15 protein-coding genes and 1 tRNA gene are annotated in these 21,447 nt (G+C 62.5%); 6 read left to right on the top strand and 10 right to left on the bottom strand.

The genetic code is table 11. From position 1 onward, the window contains the following. The 5 genes from VNH11_10010 to VNH11_09990 form a co-directional block, all read right to left on the bottom strand. Window positions 1-3,291, bottom strand: a complete 3,291-nt coding sequence (locus VNH11_10010; protein ID HVA46685.1) for a DNA methyltransferase — start codon at window positions 3,289-3,291, stop codon at window positions 1-3. Between the two features lie 3 nt (window positions 3,292-3,294). After that, complete coding sequence (locus tag VNH11_10005; GenBank protein ID HVA46684.1) at window positions 3,295-4,974, bottom strand: DNA methyltransferase; 1,680 nt, start codon at window positions 4,972-4,974, stop codon at window positions 3,295-3,297. 111 nt (window positions 4,975-5,085) lie between these two features. Continuing rightward, a complete protein-coding gene (locus VNH11_10000; protein ID HVA46683.1) occupies window positions 5,086-5,853 on the bottom strand; it encodes a DUF3800 domain-containing protein in 768 nt (255 codons plus the stop codon). A 17-nt stretch (window positions 5,854-5,870) separates the two neighbouring features. Next, a complete protein-coding gene (locus tag VNH11_09995) occupies window positions 5,871-9,242 on the bottom strand; it encodes a helicase-related protein (GenBank protein HVA46682.1) in 3,372 nt (1,123 codons plus the stop codon). Continuing rightward, on the bottom strand, window positions 9,242-9,439 hold the full coding sequence (locus VNH11_09990; GenBank protein HVA46681.1) for a hypothetical protein: 198 nt from the start codon (window positions 9,437-9,439) through the stop codon (window positions 9,242-9,244). Before VNH11_09990 ends, VNH11_09995 begins: the two co-directional genes overlap by 1 nt. Window positions 9,440-9,681: 242 nt before the next feature. Here VNH11_09990 and VNH11_09985 point away from each other — a divergent pair, with 242 nt between their 5' ends. Then, window positions 9,682-9,855 carry a hypothetical protein gene (locus tag VNH11_09985; protein HVA46680.1) on the top strand — a complete coding sequence of 58 codons (174 nt, stop codon included), beginning with the start codon at window positions 9,682-9,684 and terminating at the stop codon, window positions 9,853-9,855. Window positions 9,856-10,090: 235 nt separating this feature from the next. Here VNH11_09985 and VNH11_09980 read toward each other — a convergent pair whose 3' ends face one another. The 3 genes from VNH11_09980 to VNH11_09970 form a co-directional block, all read right to left on the bottom strand. Beyond that, complete coding sequence (locus VNH11_09980) at window positions 10,091-10,885, bottom strand: biotin--[acetyl-CoA-carboxylase] ligase (GenBank protein ID HVA46679.1); 795 nt, start codon at window positions 10,883-10,885, stop codon at window positions 10,091-10,093. Further along, the gene (fhcD, locus tag VNH11_09975; GenBank protein HVA46678.1) at window positions 10,878-11,789 is read right to left on the bottom strand and encodes a formylmethanofuran--tetrahydromethanopterin N-formyltransferase; all 912 of its coding nucleotides are present in this window, start codon (window positions 11,787-11,789) and stop codon (window positions 10,878-10,880) included. Before fhcD ends, VNH11_09980 begins: the two co-directional genes overlap by 8 nt. Window positions 11,790-11,965: 176 nt before the next feature. Then, window positions 11,966-12,598 (bottom strand): 5-formyltetrahydrofolate cyclo-ligase, encoded by a 633-nt coding sequence (locus tag VNH11_09970; protein ID HVA46677.1) that lies wholly within the window; start codon window positions 12,596-12,598, stop codon window positions 11,966-11,968. Between the two features lie 136 nt (window positions 12,599-12,734). On the opposite strand from VNH11_09970, the gene VNH11_09965 reads away from it, so the two are divergent. Next, window positions 12,735-12,805: transfer RNA gene (locus VNH11_09965), tRNA-Cys, on the top strand. Window positions 12,806-12,820: 15 nt separating this feature from the next. Here the strand turns inward: VNH11_09965 and VNH11_09960 are convergent. Next, window positions 12,821-14,053 carry a DUF5009 domain-containing protein gene (locus tag VNH11_09960; GenBank protein ID HVA46676.1) on the bottom strand — a complete coding sequence of 411 codons (1,233 nt, stop codon included), beginning with the start codon at window positions 14,051-14,053 and terminating at the stop codon, window positions 12,821-12,823. Between the two features lie 38 nt (window positions 14,054-14,091). Further along, entirely contained in the window at window positions 14,092-17,889 is a 3,798-nt protein-coding gene (locus tag VNH11_09955) for a GDSL-type esterase/lipase family protein (GenBank protein ID HVA46675.1), read from the bottom strand. Between the two features lie 190 nt (window positions 17,890-18,079). On the opposite strand from VNH11_09955, the gene VNH11_09950 reads away from it, so the two are divergent. The 4 genes from VNH11_09950 to VNH11_09935 all read left to right on the top strand — a co-directional run bounded on the left by VNH11_09950 (window position 18,080) and on the right by VNH11_09935 (window position 21,314). After that, entirely contained in the window at window positions 18,080-18,499 is a 420-nt protein-coding gene (locus VNH11_09950; protein HVA46674.1) for a GntR family transcriptional regulator, read from the top strand. A 4-nt stretch (window positions 18,500-18,503) separates the two neighbouring features. Then, the gene (locus VNH11_09945; protein HVA46673.1) at window positions 18,504-19,406 is read left to right on the top strand and encodes an ABC transporter ATP-binding protein; all 903 of its coding nucleotides are present in this window, start codon (window positions 18,504-18,506) and stop codon (window positions 19,404-19,406) included. Between the two features lie 17 nt (window positions 19,407-19,423). After that, window positions 19,424-21,004, top strand: coding sequence for a hypothetical protein (locus VNH11_09940; GenBank protein HVA46672.1), 1,581 nt, complete (start codon window positions 19,424-19,426; stop codon window positions 21,002-21,004). A 76-nt stretch (window positions 21,005-21,080) separates the two neighbouring features. Beyond that, complete coding sequence (locus VNH11_09935; protein ID HVA46671.1) at window positions 21,081-21,314, top strand: zinc-ribbon domain-containing protein; 234 nt, start codon at window positions 21,081-21,083, stop codon at window positions 21,312-21,314. Window positions 21,315-21,447: the final 133 nt, after the last annotated feature.

Raw genomic sequence — 21,447 nt, 5'->3', positions numbered from 1 at the left:
TTAGGACTCCAACTCCGTAATCCGGTACTTCGCGTCGTAATTGACAATCATGTCCATCTCTTCAGGACTTAGCCCGAAGTGGCGCGCCAAGATAGCATCGATCTCATCCAGGATTGGCTTTGACTTCGACACGTCGAAATTCACCTCCTCGCGTTGTTCTCCATTGGCCCGGTTCCGTTGACGCTTCTGGGCGTGCGTCCAAAGATCTCCCAGCAGACGGTCGGCGAGCCGATGAAAGCAGGAATCGCCAGCGAGAGTCGCGGGGAACGGCATAGCGGCAATATCGCGTTTCGTCACATGATAACAATCGGAAATTGAAATCCAGAACCAATAGTAAAGCGATGACGAGAGGAGGCAAAGTACCGCGTCACCGGAGCCTTGTGGAACGCTCAGCTCCTTATACTCGTTCGATAGTTTCTCTCTAAGGCACTTACGGAAATACCGGCCGCCGCTGTGGTAGTAGACGGTTTCGCCATTAGAGCGGATGGCTGCAAGCGCACTCATGCGGGATACGCCCATTATCTTGACCAAAACACTCGCTGCTTCATCCGATGCCATTTTTGGCAGTGAGCTTATGTCCTCGCCGAAGTTTGTGGGCGCATAAGAAAGCGTTTGGAAGAGTACCTGTCGTGCTGGTTCTTGCCAACGGTTGTATTGGGTCGAGAAGAGCTGCCGATGGCCCTCGATGCCGTTCGGCTGGCAACCCAAGAGAATCGTCAGATTCATGTCTACGCCGGTAAATAGCTTCCCTGGGCGTACCGCGAAATTTGCGGCGTGCAGGCACGAGAAACTCGTGACCAAAAAGCGCATCAGCGGCAGCATTCGAGGTGTCGAAATGGCGCTGATCGGCACGATTACGCCAAAGTGCCCCCTCTCTTGGAGCAGCGGCCGGCATCGTTCGACGCACAAGGAATAGAGGTTGCCGGTGCTGACAAGAGACAAACCGATGACGTTGTATTGCGATCGAACGTCGGACAGCTCGACGTACGGCGGATTGCCAATGATCACGTCGAAGCCGCCGTTCGCCAGCACGCCGTAGAAATCGACAAACCAATGGAAGGGCCTGTGGTTTTCGCGCCACTCATGGAAGCGTTTGGCCTGCTTTCCGTCGCTGGCATCGACGCCGTACTCCCCTGCCAAATATTGGTCGAGCTGCATACCGAGTTCCGCTTGAATCCCGCGCAGCGTATTTTTCGCCGCAGCAATCTCCGCGGCGCTATCAGCCTCGCACGCGCCATTCGTCTGCAATGCTCGAAAACGCTTGAACTGGCGATCAACCGCGGTCGCTTGAACCTCGATTTTGGCAATCTCGGCGCTCGAAAACGCCAGCTTGCCCTCTTGGCTCTTGCGAATCTCCTCCAGCGATGTAAAGCCGACGAGCGTGTTGCCGGCGCGGATGTTGAAGTCGATGTCCGGTAACGGCTCGAGATGCCGCACGTCATCCACCTGGGCCACCAGCTTAAGAAACAGCCGCAGCTTGCAGATTTCGACGGCCTCTTCCATGACGTCGACGCCGTAAAGATTGTTGACCACGATCGACTTGTGGATGAAATAGGCGCGGCTGGGATGGGCGGCCACGCGGTCGAGCGTCTGGCGGAAGTCGTCAATGGCTTCTTTGCGGCGCTTCGTGCCCGACGCGTCGGCGTCGTCGACGAACTCTTGCATGCGGTCCAGACAGGCCTCATACAGCGGTTCCAGCACGTTGAGCGCGGCGAAGAGGAACGCGCCCGAGCCGCAGGTGGGGTCGAGCACCGAAACCCGCGCAAGCGCTTGGTAGAAAGCCCGCAGGAACTCCGCCCCCTCGCAATTCTCGATCGCGTCGAGAGCGAAGCGGCGAATGTCGAGATTGTAGGTTATAAGGTCGTCGATTTCGTGGACTTCGCCCGCGGCCAGCTTGGCCCGCAATTCCAGGCAACGGCGGCGGCGGGCGACATGTTCTCGCCAGGTTTCGGTCGGCAAAGCGAACGGGGCATCGGCCGGCTTGTTCCATCCGCCCCGGCGCGAGACGTCGTCGAGTCCCGCGGCGATTTCGGCCGGCAAGGGAACGATCTGCCCATCGTCGTCGATCACGCCGGCGCGAACCGCTTTGTAGAGATAGGCGTCGGGCGTTTCTTCGAGCAGCCGCCATAACGGACGGCCGGCGCCGAAAGCGACCGCGCAATCTTTGCGAGCCGCGTCGAGCAGAAACGGAATAATCGTGTTCTTCGAGATATAGTCGGTGATGTCTTCCTTGGTGTAATAGGCTCCCATCTCCTTCTGGTTGATGTATTTCTCGAAGATGTAGCCCAAAATGTCGGGGTTGATCTCTTCCCGCGCCCGAGGGTTCGCGGCGTAATATGCCGGCGGCCGCGGCTCCAACGTCCAATCGAACTCCTCGAAGAAGGCGAACACGCGCTCGAAGGCGCTATCGGGAATTTCCAGGTCGGGGTTGGCCCGCTCCAGCTCGTGCTGGTCGAAGAGGCCGCCGTTCAGATAGGGAACGCTGCCCAGCAACTCTTCAAGATCGGGTTGGCGTTCGTGCGGCGGCTTGCCAAGTCCCTCATGGAACAGCCGCAACAGAAACTGGCGATAAAAGCTGTGGAACTTGTCTTTGCCTCGCAGCAGCTTGACCCGTGTCAGGCGATTGTGGAGATAATCGACATCGCCGTCGAGGAACCGCCGCTTTTGGATGAAGTAGATGAACATCAGACGGTTGAGCATCAGCGAGGCATACCACTCGCGGTCGCCCTGTTCGCGGATGCCCCTGACGAAGCCGAGAAACGCCTCGTGCTCGGCCTGAAAGCGCTCGAAGAATCGCTTGGTGACGCGTTCGACGTCGAAAGCCGCGCGCACGCGACCGGCGGCATCGACGATCGAAAAGTCCTCTTCCTCGTCGAGTGACACGAAAAGCTTGTCGAGCTTTTGCAGCAATGAGTCGCCCGGCTGGCTGACGTGAAAGGTGTGTCGCCGGCAAGAAAGCGCGGTGCCCGCTTCGCGCTTGACCCATTGCCAGACCTGCATGGTGTGGGCGGCGTCGGTGAAGACGATGATGTGTTCGCGGGTGTGCTTCGTCAGTTCGCGGTCGATCTTGCGGCCGAGCGTCGAATCGGGAATCGGCTCGCTCGATGCAGCGGCCCACTCGTAAACGACAAAGCCCCGCTTCTGTGCGACTGCGCGCAACTTATATGATTTGCCACCGACGGTTAATTGCACGTCGGGCGGCGGGCGGTCCCAGCCAAGCTCCTCGACAAACAGGTTTTGGAACTCGAATCGCTTCAGGCAGTCTCGAATGCGGTTGAAATCTATCTGCATGAGTTAAGGAGAGTGCGTGGCTTGGTAGAGGTTCGCATTGTACGGGCGCAGCCCGCCGGCCTCGAAGGAGCCTGATTCGATAGCCAAGAGCGCAGCGCAGCGGAGCCCTGGGTTATCGGGTACGGCAAACCGCGGCACCCCAACGGGGTGCGGCTCGAGCTGCTCGACCGTCTCGGCCGAGGCGACCAGCGCCAAGAACAGCCGCAGGCGAGCAATCCCGGTCGCCTCCTCCATGACGTCGACACCGAACAAGTTGTCGGTGATGATCGACTTCTTGATGAAATAATTGATGCTCGGATGGGCGCGCTCCGTCTTGGCCAGCCAGTCGCTCAATTCGGGGTTGCCCAGGAACTTGATCTTGCCCACGACCGCCGCGTAAATGTTGATCAGCGTTTTCATGGCGGCCACCAAAAAAGCCCCGGATCCGCAGGCGGGGTCGAGCAGGCTCAATTGTGGCAGCACGTCCAACAGCAACCGCTTGCAGAGTGGAGCGTCGAGATCCATGAGTAGCTCGGCCAGCTCGTTGTAGCGGCGCACGCGGACGCCCGGTGTGCCGTGCCGCGTCAGTTCTTCGGGCGTATTGACCGCGTCGAGAATCAGGCGGTGAATGGTCCGCTCGCAAAGATACTCGGTGATTTCGGGCCGCGTGTAATACGCGCCGAACGCTTTCTGGTTGATGTATTTCTCGAAGATGTAGCCCAGCACGTCGGGACTGATTTCGTTGTCGTCGCCGCCCGGCGTGTCGTTCAGGTTCCACGAATAACGCTCGAAGAGCGCGAACAGGTTCTCGAACGCCTTGTCGGGGACGTCGAGCTTGGGATAGCGCTGCTCGACGTGATGCGGCAAAAACAGCCCGCCATTGAGATACTTGATCGCGCCCAGCTTCTCACGGGCTTCCGGCGATCGCTTTTCTTCGGGCTTCGCGAATCCCTCAAAAAACAGCAGTTTGAGAAAGCCGCTGAAGAAGTGGTTGCGGCCCTCGCGTTGGCTGTCGGCCAGTTTCTCTTGCAGGTAATTCAGCCGGCCGCCGTCGAGAAAGCCTTTGCGCTGCAAGAAGTAGATGAACATCAGCCGGTTCAAGAGCACCGAGGCATACCAGCGGCGGTCGCGCTCGTCGCTGATGCCCTTAATCAGCTCCAGGAAGGCGATGTGCTGCTCCTGGAACTCGCCGTAGAACTTCTTGGTGACCCGCTCGACGTCGAGCGCGCTGCGCAGGCGGCGGGCGACCTCGACGATGCTGACGTTCCCTTCGGCGTCGAAATCGCTCAGGTCGAAGACGATCTGGCCGAGCTTGCTGAGAAACAGGTCGCCCGGCTGGCCGCGAACAAAAAGGTGGTCGCGGGGATAGAACTTGCCGTTGTCGCGCTTGGCCCAGTACCACAGGCTTTGCGTGCGCTCGGCGTCGACGAAAATCAGCACGTTTTCGTGGTGCTGCTTGGCAATTTCCTTTTCGACGGCCGCGCGGAGCTTGGCGTCGGGGATGGCGCCGCCTTCGGCCGCGATTTCGAAGACGGCCGCGCCGGCAAGTTGGGCCACCGGCCGGCGGGTGAAGCGGGTGTCTTTGACGCTAAACGATGATTCCGCGCGGTTCGTCGGGCGCGACCAGCCAAGTTCTTCGACAAACAGCGTTTGGAACTCGAATCGCTTCAGGCAGTCTCGAATGCGGTTGAAATCTATCGCCATAGGGGGCCGTAAGTTGCTCTTGAATATGTTCGATTTTGGCGTAGGATAGTTCTAGCGACGAGCATGGGCCGGTTTCCACCGACTCCGGACAATAGTCCCTGGCCGCTCTTTTTATTCCGGGCCGGTCTGCTGTGTTGTGATCCACGCCAACACATCTTGCCAGGCCTCTTTTCCGCGATAAATCAGTGGCTCGATTCCGGCAATGCCGCGGTCGTGGATTGACCGTACGGCGAGGCCAGCCTTCTGCTCCTCCTTTTTTCGCACATTGTAGGCGCAGAGGTCGCTCAATTGCAGCGGCAGGCTCTTTGATGAATCAATGAAGAAACCCTTCTCAATGATCGGGCCAAGCTTCAATGCGCCTTCGATGCCCCGCAGCACCTTGATCGATTTTTCGATGTCGTGGACGATTTCCTTGTTTTCGTCCGAGATGAAGATGCCAAGCGGTGAGCCAGGAAGCGAACGAAGGTAATCATCGACCACGCGGGCCACGAGCGCGAAGGCAACCACGTGTGGATTGATCAATACGCCCAATCCAAATTCGCCTTGCAACCACGTTTGGAAGCGGCGTTTACTGATCGCACGAGAGATCAGCTTCAACCCGTGCTTCTGAGCCACCTCAAGCCATGCATCGCAGAACGCCAGCCGATGATCGATCGTGCTATGCCGGAACTCACCGCGGCCGGAGTAGATGTTGCCGGCATGCACCTCAAAGCCGGGCCGTCGTGGTGAAGGAAAGAACCTTTCGATGGTCGCTTCCAGGTCGCGCTCAAGTTGCGGCCAGATTTCGTGGGGAACAAGCAAGGCGCTGAGCGCGAAAATCGGCTGTTGCGGGTCGGCATAATTGGTGCCGGAGTTTCCTGACTCGTCGAAATAGACCAAATACATTCCACAGGCTCCTATGTCGCTTTCAGCCCCAGCGAGCAGATGATCCGTGGTTCCTGCGTTTCGTCTTCTTCGTGAATGATCGAGAGCCGCCCCTGGCTGCGCAGTTCGATGACCGCGTTGGCCAGGTCGGCGTCGCTGATGCCGCTGCGAAGTTGGCGGTTCAGGGTGTCGATGGCCGCCTGACGCAAGGGATAGGCGTAAATGTCGTCGATCGCCTGACGCAATTCTTTGAGCGGGAAGAGCGGCCGCTGGGCGGCGGTCTCGTCGGCAAACCGCTTGAGACGCTCGTAGGTGCGATAACGCGCGCCCTTGGGGCTGCCGAGCCCGCCGCCGGCCTGTTTCTCTTCCCGGGCAATCAGCGCCGCGCCAGCCTGCACCAGCTCGTGGTGGTTGTCCAGCCGCGGCAAAGCAGGCGTGTCGGGAGCGCACTCGGCCGCCTTGAGGATGGCAAGCTGCGACTCCGTGAAGCTCTTGCTCCGCTTGTCGATCCAGGCCAAGGCATCGTTCTCTTGCGCCGTGCGGATGTAGACCAGCGCCCCCTCGGGCGCGTCGTCGGCCGGTTTGTGTGGGCGGGTCGAATAGACGACGTCGGGCAGCGAAGTGATCGTCTTTTCCAAGGTCGGATCGCGGTCGAGCGCGTTTTTCCAAATCTGATAGGCGTAGGAGGCCAGATCGACTTCGGTATCGGCGTCGCCGTCGAGAATGCCGGCCTTTTCGGTGAACAGGTCGCGAACGGCCTGGTCGTTGTGATCGTCTTCGAAAAAGGCCTCATCGCTGCCGACGACTTCGGCATTCTCACGCAGCCGCTGCCGCACGCGGGCGCGAAGCTGAATGATCCGTTCCACGCCGTCGGCCGGCAAGAACGAGTAGCAGCGAATCGTGGGCGATTCTTGCCCAATGCGGTCGACGCGGCCGGCGCGCTGGATAAGCCGGATAATGGCCCAAGGCAGGTCGTAGTTCACGACGATGGCGGCGTCCTGCAGGTTCTGGCCTTCGCTAAGCACATCGGTGGAGACCAGCACGCGAACTTCTTCGGCGGGCGGCACGCTATCCAGCTTATTATTGCTGCGGGGGCTGAATCGCCAGGCAAGCCGCGCGGGATTGTCGGTCTCGCCGGTAACGGCAGCGACAGCCTCAATGCCCCTCGCGCGCAGCTCGCCGGCCAGGTAGTCGACCGTATCGGCGAACTGCGTAAACACGAGCACCTTGTCGGCGGAATGCGTGTGGCTCACGAGTTCGGCAAGTTGGTTGACCTTTGCGTCGCGGTCGGCATCCCATTGGCCGGCATTCTTAAGCACACCGAGCAGGGCTTTTGCGTCGGCACGCAGGTCGTCGGCGAGTTGCGGCAAGAAGCGGTCGGCTCGCACCCATTTGAAACGCCGCTTCAGCCGCCCGGCGTATTCCGCGTAAATCTCGGCCGCCCGCTCACGAAAATCGCGCTCTGTGCGCAACGGCAGTGGGGCGGCATCGGGCTCGCCGTTGTCGTCTTCATCGTCGGCGAAGAGCGAAGTATCGGCGTCGTTGAAACGCGAATCGAGGAACGCGGCATCCTGCGTGCCGATCGGCAGCGACTCGACGGCCTCGAGGGCGTGCAGGTAAACGTAGTTCCGTAGGATATGCCGCTCGATCGACTGCACAAACGCCTGGCCGCTGCTCTCCAGCCGTTTGAAGAGGTTCGTGCGGCAAAAGCCCATGAGCCGCTTGCCGGCCCGCGACAGGTCGGCGAACACCTTGCCCTCGGCAGCCGTAGGCGGGTCGTGAGGCGTTTCGGCGATGTAATTGCCCAGGCCATAACGCGGCAGGTTGAGCCCGTCGACGGTGTCCACAACCGCGGAAGAATAGAGCGCCGCGTATTGGTCAAGCGGATCGTCGTCGTTGATCTCGAACTTGACCGTCTTTGGCACGCGCTTGGGGAAATAGAAGCGTCGGCCGTCGGGGAAGGTGAGATAGTTCCGGCCGGTTGCATCGTCGCGGTGAGCGTAATTCTCTTCGATGAAGGTGCGCGTTCGCCGCACCAGGTAGAGCCGCATCAGTTCGCGCCAGTCGTCGGCATGGCGGCTTTTTTCGAAGGCGGCCAGCGTGCGCGGCTTGCACTGGTGTTTCGCCTCGAAATCAACGATGCTTTCCTCGCGGAGCAACGCCTCCGGCATGATCCCGATGTCTTCTTCGGGCGAAAGGAACAGGCGAAGTTGATTGGCCAGATCGATGAAGCTCTTGTTATAGGGCGTGGCCGAGAGCAACACCGTCTTACTGGCGCTTTGCTGAATGTATTCGCGAATCAGCAGGTAGCGTTTTCCTTCGCGGTTGCGCAGGTTGTGGCTTTCGTCGATCAACACCAGCCGGAAGCGGGCAGGGACGTTCGGCAGCTCGTGGGCCACTCGGCTGAACGGAACAACCTTCGCGGGAACGCCGTATTGGTGCGCGTGGTCGGTCCACATGGGCACCAGGTTTTTCGGGCAGAGAATAAGCGTGCTGATGCCGTGATCGAGTTCCATAATGCGGGCCAACGCAGTGGCCATGAGCGTCTTGCCCAGCCCCACTACGTCACCCAACAGAACTCCGCCGCGCTTGTTCAAATGGTGCGCCGCAAATTTGACGGCCGCGGCTTGAAAATCGAACAACTTGCCGTCGAACTCGCGTGGGATGCGGAATTCACGAATGCTTTCCAACGCTTCTTTCGAGAGATGGAAGGCCATCTTCAGATAGATATGGTAGGGCGGAACCGGCTCGCTGCGGGCCCAACTCTGCTCGATGATTTTTGCCAACTCGTCCGAAATGTCGAGGCACCGGCGGTCGTTCCAGCGGTCTTCGAACCAGCGGGCCAGTTTCTGGCAGGCGTCGTGATCGACCACATCGACGTTCAGCTCGCCTTGTTTCGACAGCCCGGCGAACGTGAGATTGCTACTCCCCAGGTACCCGACGGAAGGCGCAATGGGGTCCGCGCGGAAGAGAAGATAAAGTTTCGCGTGCAGCGGATGGCGAAGGAACAGCTTGACGACGACCTTCTTAGCGCGGATTTGGGCGGCGAGGCGGCGAAGCCCGATCTCATCGCGGTTCGTGGGCGCACCGAGGCCGAGCTGCTTGGCGAATTCGTCGGCCACACGGTTTTTCAGGCGGATGGACGTCTGTTGGTCGATGTCGCCGTCGCGCTCGACGATGCTCAGAGCGTGACGCAATTCGTCGGCGGGCGCGCTTTGCATGCCGACCAATAGCCGGCAGCAGTGCCCGGGACCGCCGGACCACCGATCGATCAGCTCATCGATTTGCTTCCAGCCACGGAGGTTGAAATAGCCGACGCAAAAGTCTGCCCGATCGGAGATCGCGAGCATCTCGCAGAGCGCGGGTAGGAGCTGCTGGTCGATATTATCGAAGATGCGCGGCATCAGACGCCCCCCGTGCCGAGCCTCTGCCATTGGCCACCGAGCGCCAAGAGCGAGCCGATCTCGAAGTAGCCTGTCGCGACGTCGAGGCCCTTGGAGACATCGCACCAGTCGCGCAAGTAACGATGCACCTTCCAGTCGTCGTCGCTGTTACCGACGATGAACCGTTCGCCACCGGTTTTGCTGGTGCGCTTAGGCATGGCGGCCTCTTGGAGGAAAGGCAGTTGGGCGCCACGTCGGCGGAATAGCGCCCGTTCGGGCCTACGGACGCAAGCGAGGACGCTTACGCTACTGGGTTGCGCCCCTTGGCGATCGAAGAACGCCCCTTCGGGGCCGCGAACGTTGCTCACCCGATGCCCTCGGTCAGCTCACCGCGACGTGCTTCGCGCGCGTGCCCGACGTAGGCAGGCGCGACGTAGCAGCCAAAGTACCAGATTGGGCGGTGAATGCAAGTAACGGCTCAAGGCGATCGCGCTGGGAAGCCGGACCGCAAGCGGTCGAAGCGGTGCCCGGCACGGGCATCGCGGTCGAGGACGACGACCCATCGCGGGCCGCGCTGGACGCGCGGTTGAAAAACCTCGACAGCCAAAGCGACTATCTGGCGGTGTGCCCATGACCGCCGACGGGAAAGTCGTTCGCAACGCCCCGCGTACGTCCGCGCCGAAGGTGCAGTAGCGGCGTGCCCGGGAATACGCCCTAACGCCCCACGAAGTCCGGCGGTGGGCCGAATTTTGCTGCTGGACCACGCTGGCGTTGGCCCCGTTTCTCCACTGGGTCAACGGGCCCGCCGTTTCCACGGACCGGTTCGTCGAAAGAATTGCTTAAAGAACATGCAGCGGCCAAGTTCGCAATCACGCTGAGCCATCGGTGTTCTTGACGAGCACGCCGGAATAAAACCACTGTCGGCCGGTGATCGTGTCGAGCAGTAAGGCACCGTCGTCGGCGATGCCGGCGCACATTCCCGATGCTTCCCGGCTGCCGGACCGAATCGTCAAGAACTTGCCGTGCTGCAAACAAAGCTCGTCCGCCCGACGACCGACCGCGTGCGGCGAACGGGCCAGCTCGTCGAGCCGCTCGTCGAGCCGCCGCAGGATTTCGATGAGCAGCTCGCCGCGAGAATGATCGCGGCCGGTGAGGTCGGCCAAGGAGACGACCGCGTTCGACAATTCCGGCGGCGCGTGTTTGGCGCGGTTGTTCACGTTGCAGCCCATGCCCAGCACGTGTCTGCCGTCGGGCAAGGCCTCGATCAGCACGCCCGCCAGCTTGCTGCCGGCAATAAAGACATCGTTCGGCCAGTGCAGGCCGGCGTCGACTCGCGAGGCGGCCACGGTTGCCGTCTCAGCAATCGCAATCGCCGCCGCCAGCGAGATCATGGGAAAGTATTGGCGCTCGATGCCGCGCCCGGCTGGATCGAACAGCAGGCTGCACGCCAGGCTGCCCGGAGCGGTCCACCAGCGGTTGGCCCCGCGGCCGCGCCCGGCCGTTTGCTCGTCGGCCACAATCAACCGCCGTTCGTCTCGCGGCAGCATGGCGGCGATCTCGCGCGCATGGTCGTTGGTCGACCCCAGCGATGCAAAGTATTCCGCGCGGTCGACCAGCCCGGCGGCGGTCAAGGCGGCCCAGTTGTATTCGGCCAGGTCAGACACGATCGGCCCGCAGGTAAATAAAGCTCTTGCCCAGCCGTCCGCCGTAGTTGCCCGCCGAGATCGTGAGCAGCCCCGGCGTATCGACGGCGGCCCGAATGGCCGCTTGCGTGGCGGCGGCAATCGTCTCCAGGTCGCGGCCGTTGATGATGATTTCCATGATCGATTGTACGCCGTCGGGCACGCGCGATCGTTCGCCGAGCTTGTCCCGCAACGTGGGGCAGAACTCGGCGTAGGTGCTGGCCACGGCGAACGAGTAGCGGCTGCCCGCCTTCGAGCCGCTGGCCGCAATGCCGCCGGGAAACGGCAGGATGACGCCGGGAATCGCCGCGGCGGCGTCACGGGCACGCTCGGCCGCGAGAAGCGCGGCGTCAATGTCGCGGCCCAGAAACCAGAGGTTGCCGCCCATCAGCCCGTCGCGATAACCGAAGCGCCGGTCGATCACGAACTCGCCGCCAAGAATCGGGATGACCCAAACTCGCCGGCCGTGGCGTAGCTCACGCCGCTGGTAGCCATCGCCGAAAAAGGCGATCTTGCGGCCCAGCTTGAAAAACGTTTCTTCCTCGAGCGGACTGAAACAGGCCGCGGTAGGGCAAGTGAGCACGTTCTGACTGAGCCGCACCAACAGCGACCGCTGGAGGGCCTCGACACGGTCTTTGCGGAAGCGGGGCACGTGGAACTGCACCAGTGCTCCCGGCCGTCGGTCGGGCGTGATGAACGACTCATCGCCGCCGGGACCGACGTAGCGATCGAATCCGGCCTCGCAATCGCAGAGGATGGTGCTGGAAGCGTTGCCGGTCGCCGCCGCCACGGCGCGATCGAGCCAACCGCGGTCACGGGCAGTGATCAGCACCTCGGCGTAGATGCTGCGAAAGGCCTCGGCGTAGGTGTCGTCGATGTGGGCCATGGGTGGCGAGAGGAAGAGGCGTGGGGCGTGGGGCGTTGGGCGATAGGCGTTGGGCGTTGGGCGTTGGGCGTTGGGCGTCGGGCGATAGGCGTCAGGCGCCAGGCAAGAGGCGTCAGGCGTCAGCCGTCAGCCGTCAGGCAATTGCAAATTTGCAATTCGCAATTCGCAATCTCCCCTCACCCCGAGGCCCCTCGGCCGAGGCCGACGTAGATCTTTTCTTCAGTGACGATCTTGTCCATGAAGACGTCGTGGGCCGCCATCGGTATCTCGGCAAAAAGCTGGCACTCGAAGGCCAACGCCACCAGCGGGGCATCGAACCGCACGTGCTCCAACAATTTATCGTAGTAGCCGAAGCCGTGGCCCATGCGAGCGCCGCGACGGTCGAAGGCCACGCCCGGCACCATCACCAGGTCGAGTTGTTCGACCGCCACTTTCTTGGCCGGCACGTCCCGCAACTCGGCCTTGGGCTCCAGAATCTTGTACATGCCGACGGCCAGTTCCTCCATGCCGGCCAGGTGAAACAGTTCCAGGTCGCCTTCCACGCAGTAGGGCACGACGATCCGCTTGCCGTGCGTCAGGGCCGTGGGAAGAAACTGCCGCGTCCGCACTTCGGTCCGCACATCGACGTAAAACATCACTGTGCGTGCCGCCGCGTATTCGGGCAAGCCGACGAACGTTTCGCAAATCCGCTGGCTGAGCTCGTCTTTATCTTCTTGCGCCCGCCGATTGGCGTGCGCCTGCTCGCGAAGGACCTGCTTTTGCTGTTGGAAGTCGATCACCTGTTCGGGCATCATCTCCGTCCGTGTCATGAACTAGAAAGGGGCAAATTATCACGCGGTGGGCGGCGAGTAAAGAAGCCTCTCGGCCAATTCAAGCCTGCCGGCCCGGCCGGCCGATATTATCCCAGTCATTGCCCAATGCGGTCCCGTGCGCACACGGGGTCGAGAGGCTGGAGCCAGACGGCCAGGCAACCGGCTGCAACCCGGTCTAAGTGGGTTCGACTCCCACCGGCCTCTCTTCATTGCGGCGCATCAAACCCTCAAAAAGATCTTCCGGCGATACATCCACCACAGAATCAGCCAGTAGACGGTCAGCACGGCCACGCCGGCAACGAACGGCTCGTAAGCTTCGCCCCAGACGCGAAACACGTCTTGCCCCAAGTGCGTGTGGAACGAGCCGCGAATAAAACCGCGGAACAAGTGCGCGATCACGTAGGCCGCGATCGAGTTCGCCCCGATCACTCGCAGCGGATACGACCACGCCGCCAGGCCCGCCACGTCGATCACCAGGTAAAAGGCCGCCAGCAACAGAAAGCACCAGCCTCCGCTGAACAGCACCCAGGAAGGCGTCCATATCCGTTTGACGTTCGGGCACAGGCCGAAGCGGTCGGCCGCATAACCCAGCGCCAGGCCCACCACGCCCGCCACCGCCATCCAGGCCAGCTTTCGCGACGCCGGCGTCGGGGCGCGCAACCATCCGCCGGCGATCAGTCCCAGCAACATGGTGCCCAGCGTGGGAATGAAGCTCAACGTGGCATAGCCGCCCTCGTTGTTCATAAACGGCTGTTGCCGCGGAAACAAATTCAAAAACCAGTGGTCGAAGGCCCAAGCGGCGTTCGTGTTCTTGTTCCAGTGCGCCTCAAATCCGGTCGCGTTGTGCTCCCAGTCCTTCGCGACGCCCGCCTCCGCGTAGTTGAAGCCGCCTGACGGCAGCGGATGCATGGCGAAGGCGGACCAGTAGCCGGCCAGGACCAAGAGCAAGACAGCCCATTGCAGTTTGGGCGGGCCGAGACCGATCAGAAACAGCGGAAAGTAGCCCAGGCCGATCTGCGCGAGCGTGTCGGTGAAGGTGTAGTTCGTTTCCGGCCGGCCGACCGAGCGGAGGAAGACGCCCAGGAACACGAGAATCGCCGCCCGCCAGGCCGCATGCAGCAACGAGAACCACAGCGGCTCGCCACGCCGATGCCGGCTGGCCAGCGAAAACGGCAACGCCACGCCGACGAGAAACGAGAACGACGGCTGAATCAAGTCGTGCAGCGAGGCACCGCGCCAGGCGACGTGCGTTTGGTGATGGGCCAGCCATTGCCAAAGCTCGCTGTCGGGCAACTTCTTCGCCACGGCGGCCAGCGCCAGCACTTCGGCCATCATCAAAAACATCACGAACCCGCGATAGGCGTCGATCGAGCCGACACGGCCCGTGGCGGGCGCGGTCGAAGCGTTGGAGTTGCCGTTGGCGATCGTGTTTTGCTTGTCGGTTGAGGGCATAGGGGTAGTATAACCCGTATCGGAATCGAATAAACCGCTCACGGCCCCTCGACAACGAACTCGCTCATCGGTCGAAGCGGCCGCGCCGGCACTTTGAACTCAACTAAGCGACGTTTGGCAGGCGGATGCGCGGCCGAGAGCTCTTTGCCGATGCCGGTCCGCAGCGCCCAAAGGTTCTGTGGCAGCAGATTGCCGTAGTCGATCACGCCCGCGTCTTCGGCGGCCGGCACTCCGCTGGCGCGCCGTTGCCCAGACAGACCGAGCCACTCGCGCACCTGCCGGCCGATCTGCCATCGCGGCACTCCTTTAAGCTGCGAGTAGAGCGTCAGATACTCGACGTCCTGCTGGCCGCGGCGAAACGCCTTGAGCCGTAGCGACGGGACCGGCTGGTCGTAACCGGCGGGCTTGCCGGGATAGAATAACGCCAGCGTGTCGGCCTGCCGCCACGACTGATCGGTGCCGATCGTCTGCCAAGGCAACACTCCGTCGGCCCCCAACGACCAGGCGTCGATGCACCAGGCCGCCGGCTGCACGTTGCTTCGCTCCAGCGCATTGGCCGAGCCGTATTCGATCACCACCTGCCCGGTCGCCTTTTTGCGGTCGAGCACCATCCGCCGATAACGCCGCATCGCCCCGCCCACGACGTTATAGTCGAGCACGTCGTCGAACAAATCGCGTTGCCACTGCGGGCGGGAGATGTCGCAGCGAAACAGCACGCTCGCTTTGCCCCGCGCCGCGTCGGCCCCTTCGTGAAACGCCTGGCCGAACCAACGCAGCGCCCAGTAGTCCTGAAAATTGGCCGGCTCGTCCAACAGCCAGGGCGACGAACCACGCGACCAGCCTCGCTCTTTGAAGTTGTTCTTGTTGTTCAAGAAGCCCTGGAACAGCGTGTCATGCCAGCCCCGCCGGTCGATGTGCTCGGCGAGCTGCCGCGCGACTTCGACCAACGCCTGACGATAACTTTCAGGGAAGGCCCGATCGGCCCAGTAGTCGCCGTTGTAGTTGCCCTCCATCGGCGACGGCCAGTTCTCGTGCCAGGGCAGATAAAAGCCGTCGACCGGCACGCCCCGCCGCGGCAGGTCGGCAAACGCCGAGCCATCGAGATACTGCCCGAAGCGCGTGTCCCAAGCGTCCCACTCCAACCGCTTGCCGTCCCATTTGGGCGCGCAGCCGTCGGCGATCGCGCCATTTTGATGATATGGCAAACGGTTGAGGAACGTGCGGTGCTCGTGCGCCAGCCGGTAATAGTCGCGTTCGTTCTCCGGCAGCCCGTAGCAATTCATCTCGGGCAGGAAGCTTAGATAGTCGGGCAGGGTGAAGTCCCACACGGTCAGGTGAAGCTTGAGGTGCAGTTGCAGGCGAACGCCGCCCTGCCTCTTGCTGAGCAACACGTAGCCAGCGTATTCACCGGCCGGGGAATCGTGCGGAACGTGAATCTCGCAAAGCAGCGCTCCTCCGCGCTCGCCGACGAGGTTGCCGTTGCGAAAACCGCTCTCCGTTTCGAAGCCGGCACGCTGGTTCGCGGCGAGGTTTTCCAGCGGCAAAACCGGGTCGGTGAACTCGCCCTTCCCGACACGAAGTGGAAACAGGCGGCCCCATTGGATATCGAATGTCGCCTGGTTGTCGGGAAGCCAAGTTGCGATTGCCAGTCCGTGCAAACCACCTTTCACAACCAACTGAAACCCGACGAACTCGTTCTTCGCGGCCTGCAAGTGAATCTCCCGCGTTTCGGCATCCCAAAGATGATTGGACGCCAGATAGATTGCCGGTTGTTCGGGAACGATTTTTCCCGAATCGAGATCAACCTTGTCGAGCGGGTCGATCACCGCGATCTTGACTCCCGCCAGTGTCGGCAGCGATGATGCTCCGAGAAAGGCATTAAAGGCCATGACGCGCTCGCGGGGCACTTCCAGCGGCGGCGACAGGGCCTCAGCCGGGCATGCTGGCTTCACGCGCAGCTTCGCGGGCGGTCCTTCGTTGCCGGCACTGTCCACGGCCCGCACTTCAAGCTCGGCGCCGCCGGCAACCGGCACATCGCGGAGGTGCATGGTCACACGTTCGCCCGCGGCTGAGGCGATGGGAATCAGGTAGCGAGGCAACGGCTTGCCATCGAGCAGTACGTGAAAGCCGATCGTCTGGCCGGGGCCGCGGTCTTTCGGCATCGACCACGACACTTTGGCTTCGCCGGGCGGCAGGCCCTTGGTTTCGATGCTCAAATCGGTGGGCGCTTCGGGCGGCTCGTCGTCGCGCTCGCCCAATTCCACGGTGAGATAGGGTGCGCTCCGCTCGCGGCTCTCGCGGCTGTGAAAGAAGCGGTTGGGAAACAGCCAGGGCTTGAACTGCTCGCCTTGGCAGGTCCATTCCGAACCGGTGTCGTCGAACACGAACAAGCCGTAACTACAGCCAGCCACGCGGGCGGCGAGTACATCGGGAGCGACCGCGATGGTCTGCCAGCCGCCTTCGCCCGGCGGCGAGGCGTCGGTCGTGCGCCAACGGCTCCCGCCTCGGCCGAAGATCACCTCGCTCAGATCGCTGCCTCGATAGGCCCATGGCACGTCGGGATACTTGCGCCAGTTGAAGCAGGAACTGCCGGGCTGGGCCTCGTAGCCGCTGGCGGTCCCTTCGACCCATTCGGCCGAAAAACTGCCGACCGTCATGCGGCGGAGGATTTCGGGGCCGCGCAGCCGCACGTGGAGCTGCGCCGATCGCACCAGGCGGCCGCGCAACGGGGCGGGATCGAAATCGACCAACGACATCTCTTGAATCGACTTGACCTTCAATCTGTCGGACCCGCCCGTGTTGCCGTCGGCCTCTTTGCCGACTTCCGAAAACCAAGTGTCGCGCGTGATGTTGAGGCGGACCGTCTCGCCGCGGGCCACCGCTTTGTGCGCGGGCTTCGGCGGCTGGTTGGTCGCCGCGTGGTTATCAAGCCCATCGAATACGCGTCGTTTGACTTCGGCCAGTTTGCGTACCGAGAGCCAACCGCGCAGCAGATAGCCGATTTGCCGCAGGTTTTCATCGGTCGGCTCCGAGGCGGAATTCAATTCGCCGCGCACCGCGCTGAGGTGAACGTCGTCCTTCTCCAGCAGCGTGCCGTTGAAGTCGTTGGGCCGGCGCGCGAGGATTTCTCGCTCCAAGTCGATGAGCGGCAGATTGCGGCCGCGGGCCACCTCGCGGACCGACTCATTGTAGTGCTTCGCCAGCTCGGGATTCCTGGGATGAGGCGGAATTGTCGATAGGACGCAGACCACGCCGCGATCGAGGGCCAGGCTTACGGCGGCGACGAGCTGCTCATGAAACTGCTTTCGGTCCCTGCCCACCGAGGCGTCGTTGCTGCCGATCATGAGCACGACGGCTTGTGGCCGGTAGCGGTCGAGCAGTTCCGCCAGCGACGGCAGCCCTTGCTTGCCGCCGGCCAGCAGCTCATCGAGCCGCAGGCCGCCGGCCGCCGTGTGCGAGCGTCCGCCGTCGGGATGATCGAAGCGGCAGAGCCACCAACCATCTCGATCGTCGTCGGCACCGGTATGCATGCATGCCAGCGCTTGTTTGTCGACGTCGGTTTTGCCGGCCCCCAGCCGCGCCCACTGACCGTAGGGGTTCGAATACGTCAACGAATCGCCGATGTGCAGCACGACGCCGGCCCGCCCCTTGCCGCGGGCCGCCACCTGCCGCATGGCGGGCGCGTAGTCCCACGGTTCGGCAATCGGCCCGGCAGCCCTCGCCGAAGCCGCGGCGGCGAGAATGGCCAGAGAGACGGTCGTCAACAGACGGTGGACCGTCCGTTGCCGGTCGTCCGTGGCCCGTGGTCGTGCGATGTGGCCTCGATGTCGTGGCATGCCTGGCTCCGTGAAATGCGAGACTTTAATCTGCCCGCCACGACGGTCCGCGTCAAGCGAGTCGCTGACTCCGGTTCGGGGTTCAGGGTTCAGGGTTCCTGACCTGCCCAATCCAAAATCCAAAATCGAAAATCCCACGGCCGCTTGACACCGGCCGCGATCTTTGTACTATTGGATTAGTACAAATGACATGCGGGGCGTCCGGAGCCAAACCGTGCAGTTGCACATCTCTACCGACGACGGAGTGCCGATCTATCAGCAGATCGTCAACCAGGTGAAATACCTGGTGGCCTCCGGCCGCTTGTCGCCCGGCGAGGAGTTGCCGCCCATTCGCGTGCTCGCCGAGCGGCTGCTCGTCAACCCCAACACCGTCGCCCGGGCCTATCGCGAGCTGGAAACCGCCGGCATCGTGGAAAAGCGCCGCACGGCCGGCACCTATGTTTCCGATCAAGGCTCGCCGCTGGCCCGCCGCGAGCGGATCAAGATTCTCACCCAGCGCATCGACTCCCTGCTGGCCGAGGCGGGGCAGATGGATATCGCGTTTGAGGACGTCGTCAAGCTCATCGAACAACGCCATTCGGCGATGCAGTCTCATCGTCGCCAGGAGTAACGCCATGCACGAACCCTTTCCTTCTTCTGCTCCGCCCGTGGTCGATATCCGCCGCGTCTCCCGACGCTTTGGCGACAAAACGGCACTCGACGACCTTTCGCTCTCCGTCCCTCGCGGCGGCGTGTTCGGGCTGATTGGCGGCAACGGCGCCGGCAAGACCACGCTCATCAAGCACGTGTTGGGGCTGCTCAAGGCGCAGTCGGGCACGGTGGCCGTGTTCGGTCTCGACCCGGTGCAAAACCCCGTCGGCACACTGGGCCGCATCGGCTATCTCTCCGAGGACCGCGATCTGCCCAACTGGATGCGCGTCGGCGAGCTGATGCGTTATACCCAGGCCTTCTTTCCGAACTGGGACGAGCGCTACGCCGAAGAACTCCGCGAGACCTTCGACCTCGACGTTTCTGCCAAGGTGAAAGAACTCTCCCGCGGGCAACGGGCGCGGGCCGGACTGCTGGTCGCCCTGGCACATCGGCCCGAGTTGCTCATTCTCGACGAGCCGTCGTCGGGCCTCGATCCGGTCGTGCGGCGAGATATTCTCGGCGCGATTATCCGCACGATCGCCGACGAGGGCCGGACCGTGCTCTTTTCGTCGCACCTGCTCGACGAGGTGGAGCGGGTGGCAGACCGCGTGGCGATCATCCATCAGGGCCGCATCGTGCTCACCGCGGCGATGGACGAAATCAAAGATACTCACCGCCGCATGACGCTCCGCTTTCAGCACCCGCTGGAGCGGCCGCCGTCGCTGGTCGGAACCCTGTCGCTGGCCGGCGAGGGGGCCGAGTGGACCTACATCTGCAGCGGCGAGAGCGGCCAGTTGCGCAGCGCCGCCGAAGCGATCGGCGCCACCGTCGTGGGCGACGCGTCGCTTACGCTCGACGAGATTTTTGTATCGCGAATCAACGCCTGACCGGAAAAGGAAATGCCATGCGGTCCATTCCGCAAACCATGATCTGGGAGTTGTGGCGTCACGGCCGCTGGAATCTCATCGCCGCAGCGCTAGGTGCGATCGCGATGCCCGCCTTCTTTTTCGCCGTGCTGCGGCAAGAGGGGGTCGTCGATTTCCGCGACTCCAGCCAAATCACGATGCACATGGCGCTGTTGTTGATGAACCTGGCGATGTTCATCGCGGCCGGCTTCGGGGCACAAGAACCGCCGTCGCGGTTTTATGCCCTGCCGGTGACGACGGCGTCGCTCGTCGCTTGGCGAATGTTCCCGGTCATGACCGTCACCGCACTGCTGTCGGCCATGAGCAGTGCCGTGTTGAACGCCGCATTCGGTGTCGGTTGGCCGATCTTGGGACCGGCCCTGTTCTCGGCAGTGTTGGTGGCAGCGGTCCAGTCGGCGATTTGGTCGACCGACAAATCGGGCTGGGAAGTCCCGGTCATGGCCTTGGTCACGGGATGCGCAGGCGTCTGGTTCAAATCGTGTTATGGGGCAATCACCTCGCAGCCAAGTTTCTTTTGGACCGAGGTGACGACCGTGGAGATCGCAACCCTGGCGGCGTTCGCGGCACTCGCTTATTGCGTCGCGGTCAACGGCGTCTCGCGGGCGCGCCGCGGCGACACGCTGCCGGGACTGGGAATGATTCCTTGGCTCGATCGTTTGTTGGACCCTGCGCCGGCCTCCGGCGCGTCCTTCCGCTCCGCCGCTCACGCTCAGTCGTGGTTCGAATGGCGGCAGAAGGGACGGTTGATGCCCGCCATCACGATCTTCGGGATCATCGCGGGCTGCTGCATCTGGCTCATCAGTAGCCGGGACGCGACGACACTGTACGAGGGAATCCTGGCGGGCGGCGGCTTGGTGTCTGCCGCCGGGCTGCTGGGCGGATTAGTGCTCGGCAATTGCGGGTCAAGCGACGCCGATCTGAGCATGGGGCAGTTTTTGGCGACGCGTCCGATGACGAGCACGGAAATGGCCCGCACCATTCTGAAGACCGGCGCGAAAGGCCTCCTTCTGGCGTGGATCATCTGGCTCGCCGCGTTGCTGACGATTTCTTTGGTCCTCCGCGCGGTCGAAGCCGCTCCACGACCTCTGCTGCCGCGCGGCATCGAGTGGTGGTATTTTCCGGCCAGCCTGGTCGGCGCCTGGACGATGATGGGCTTGATGGCTTGGGTCTCATTGGCCGGACGATCGAAACTGTTGCTGCAACTACTCGCTGGGCTGTTCATCACCTTCATCGCCATTTCGATGTTGGCGAAGCTGGCGTTGTCTCGCCAGGCGGCCCAGCAGTTCTTCGTCGGCCTGCCCGTTGTGGTGGCGGCGCTTTCCACGATCGGCACCGTGATGGCCTTCGTCGCGGCCCGCCGCCGCGGCTTGGTTGGCTGGCCAACCATTTATGTGGCGGTGAGTTTCTGGGCGACACTCTCTGCGGTGGCGCATGCGGCCGACGTGATGCAAGCGTCGCAGCGGCCCGCCGTCTTGGCAACGATGGTCGGCATCGCGGCGCTGGCCGTGGCACCCCTGGCCACCGCGCCGCTGGCTTTGGCCTGGAACCGGATGCGGTAACGTTAACTTCCACGCGGCGCGGTCTTCTTGGAATGAGGCATGGTTTCAGGCGGCATCTGCGGCCATACTGGCAGACATGATTGACGACCACGACTGGGAAGACCCCGAGCCGGACGAGGCCGACGACGACTCTTCCGAGTTGGTGCGCTGTCCCTCGTGCCGCGAAGAGATTTATGAAGACGCCGAGCAATGTCCCTACTGCGGCGAGTATGTCGTGCATTCGGCGTCGGGCCTGTCCGGGCGACCGCTTTGGTTTTGTGCCCTCGGCCTGCTGGGCGTGGTGGCGACCATCATTTTTTTGCTTCGTTAGCGCCACCGGCATCGCGTCATTGCTCGTTGAACGGCCGGCCGGGCGGAGGACCGGGCGGCTGTTGCCAGTTCCACTGCGTGCGATAGGGAACCATCAACTGCGGCGTTTCCAGCCGCTGGCCGCCGTGCTGCTT

Source organism: Pirellulales bacterium (assembly GCA_035533075.1).
In the GTDB taxonomy this organism is placed as follows: Bacteria; Planctomycetota; Planctomycetia; order Pirellulales; family JAICIG01; genus DASSFG01.
The sequence above is the reverse complement of the archived record's forward strand: the minus strand, read 5'-3'. Positions and strand labels throughout refer to the sequence as shown.

Bases quoted from the DNA above. Each gene is read 5' to 3' on its own strand.
- VNH11_10010 (HVA46685.1), bottom strand. From the start codon at position 3,291: ATGCAGATAGATTTCAACCGCATTCGAGACTGCCTGAAGCGATTCGAG.
- VNH11_10005 (HVA46684.1), bottom strand. From the start codon at position 4,974: ATGGCGATAGATTTCAACCGCATTCGAGACTGCCTGAAGCGATTCGAG.
- VNH11_09995 (HVA46682.1), bottom strand. From the start codon at position 9,242: ATGCCGCGCATCTTCGATAATATCGACCAGCAGCTCCTACCCGCGCTC.
- VNH11_09990 (HVA46681.1), bottom strand. From the start codon at position 9,439: ATGCCTAAGCGCACCAGCAAAACCGGTGGCGAACGGTTCATCGTCGGT.
- fhcD (HVA46678.1), bottom strand. From the start codon at position 11,789: ATGGCCCACATCGACGACACCTACGCCGAGGCCTTTCGCAGCATCTAC.
- VNH11_09970 (HVA46677.1), bottom strand. From the start codon at position 12,598: ATGACACGGACGGAGATGATGCCCGAACAGGTGATCGACTTCCAACAG.
- VNH11_09960 (HVA46676.1), bottom strand. From the start codon at position 14,053: ATGCCCTCAACCGACAAGCAAAACACGATCGCCAACGGCAACTCCAAC.
- VNH11_09955 (HVA46675.1), bottom strand. From the start codon at position 17,889: ATGCCACGACATCGAGGCCACATCGCACGACCACGGGCCACGGACGAC.
- VNH11_09950 (HVA46674.1), top strand. From the start codon at position 18,080: ATGCGGGGCGTCCGGAGCCAAACCGTGCAGTTGCACATCTCTACCGAC.
- VNH11_09945 (HVA46673.1), top strand. From the start codon at position 18,504: ATGCACGAACCCTTTCCTTCTTCTGCTCCGCCCGTGGTCGATATCCGC.
- VNH11_09940 (HVA46672.1), top strand. From the start codon at position 19,424: ATGCGGTCCATTCCGCAAACCATGATCTGGGAGTTGTGGCGTCACGGC.
- VNH11_09935 (HVA46671.1), top strand. From the start codon at position 21,081: ATGATTGACGACCACGACTGGGAAGACCCCGAGCCGGACGAGGCCGAC.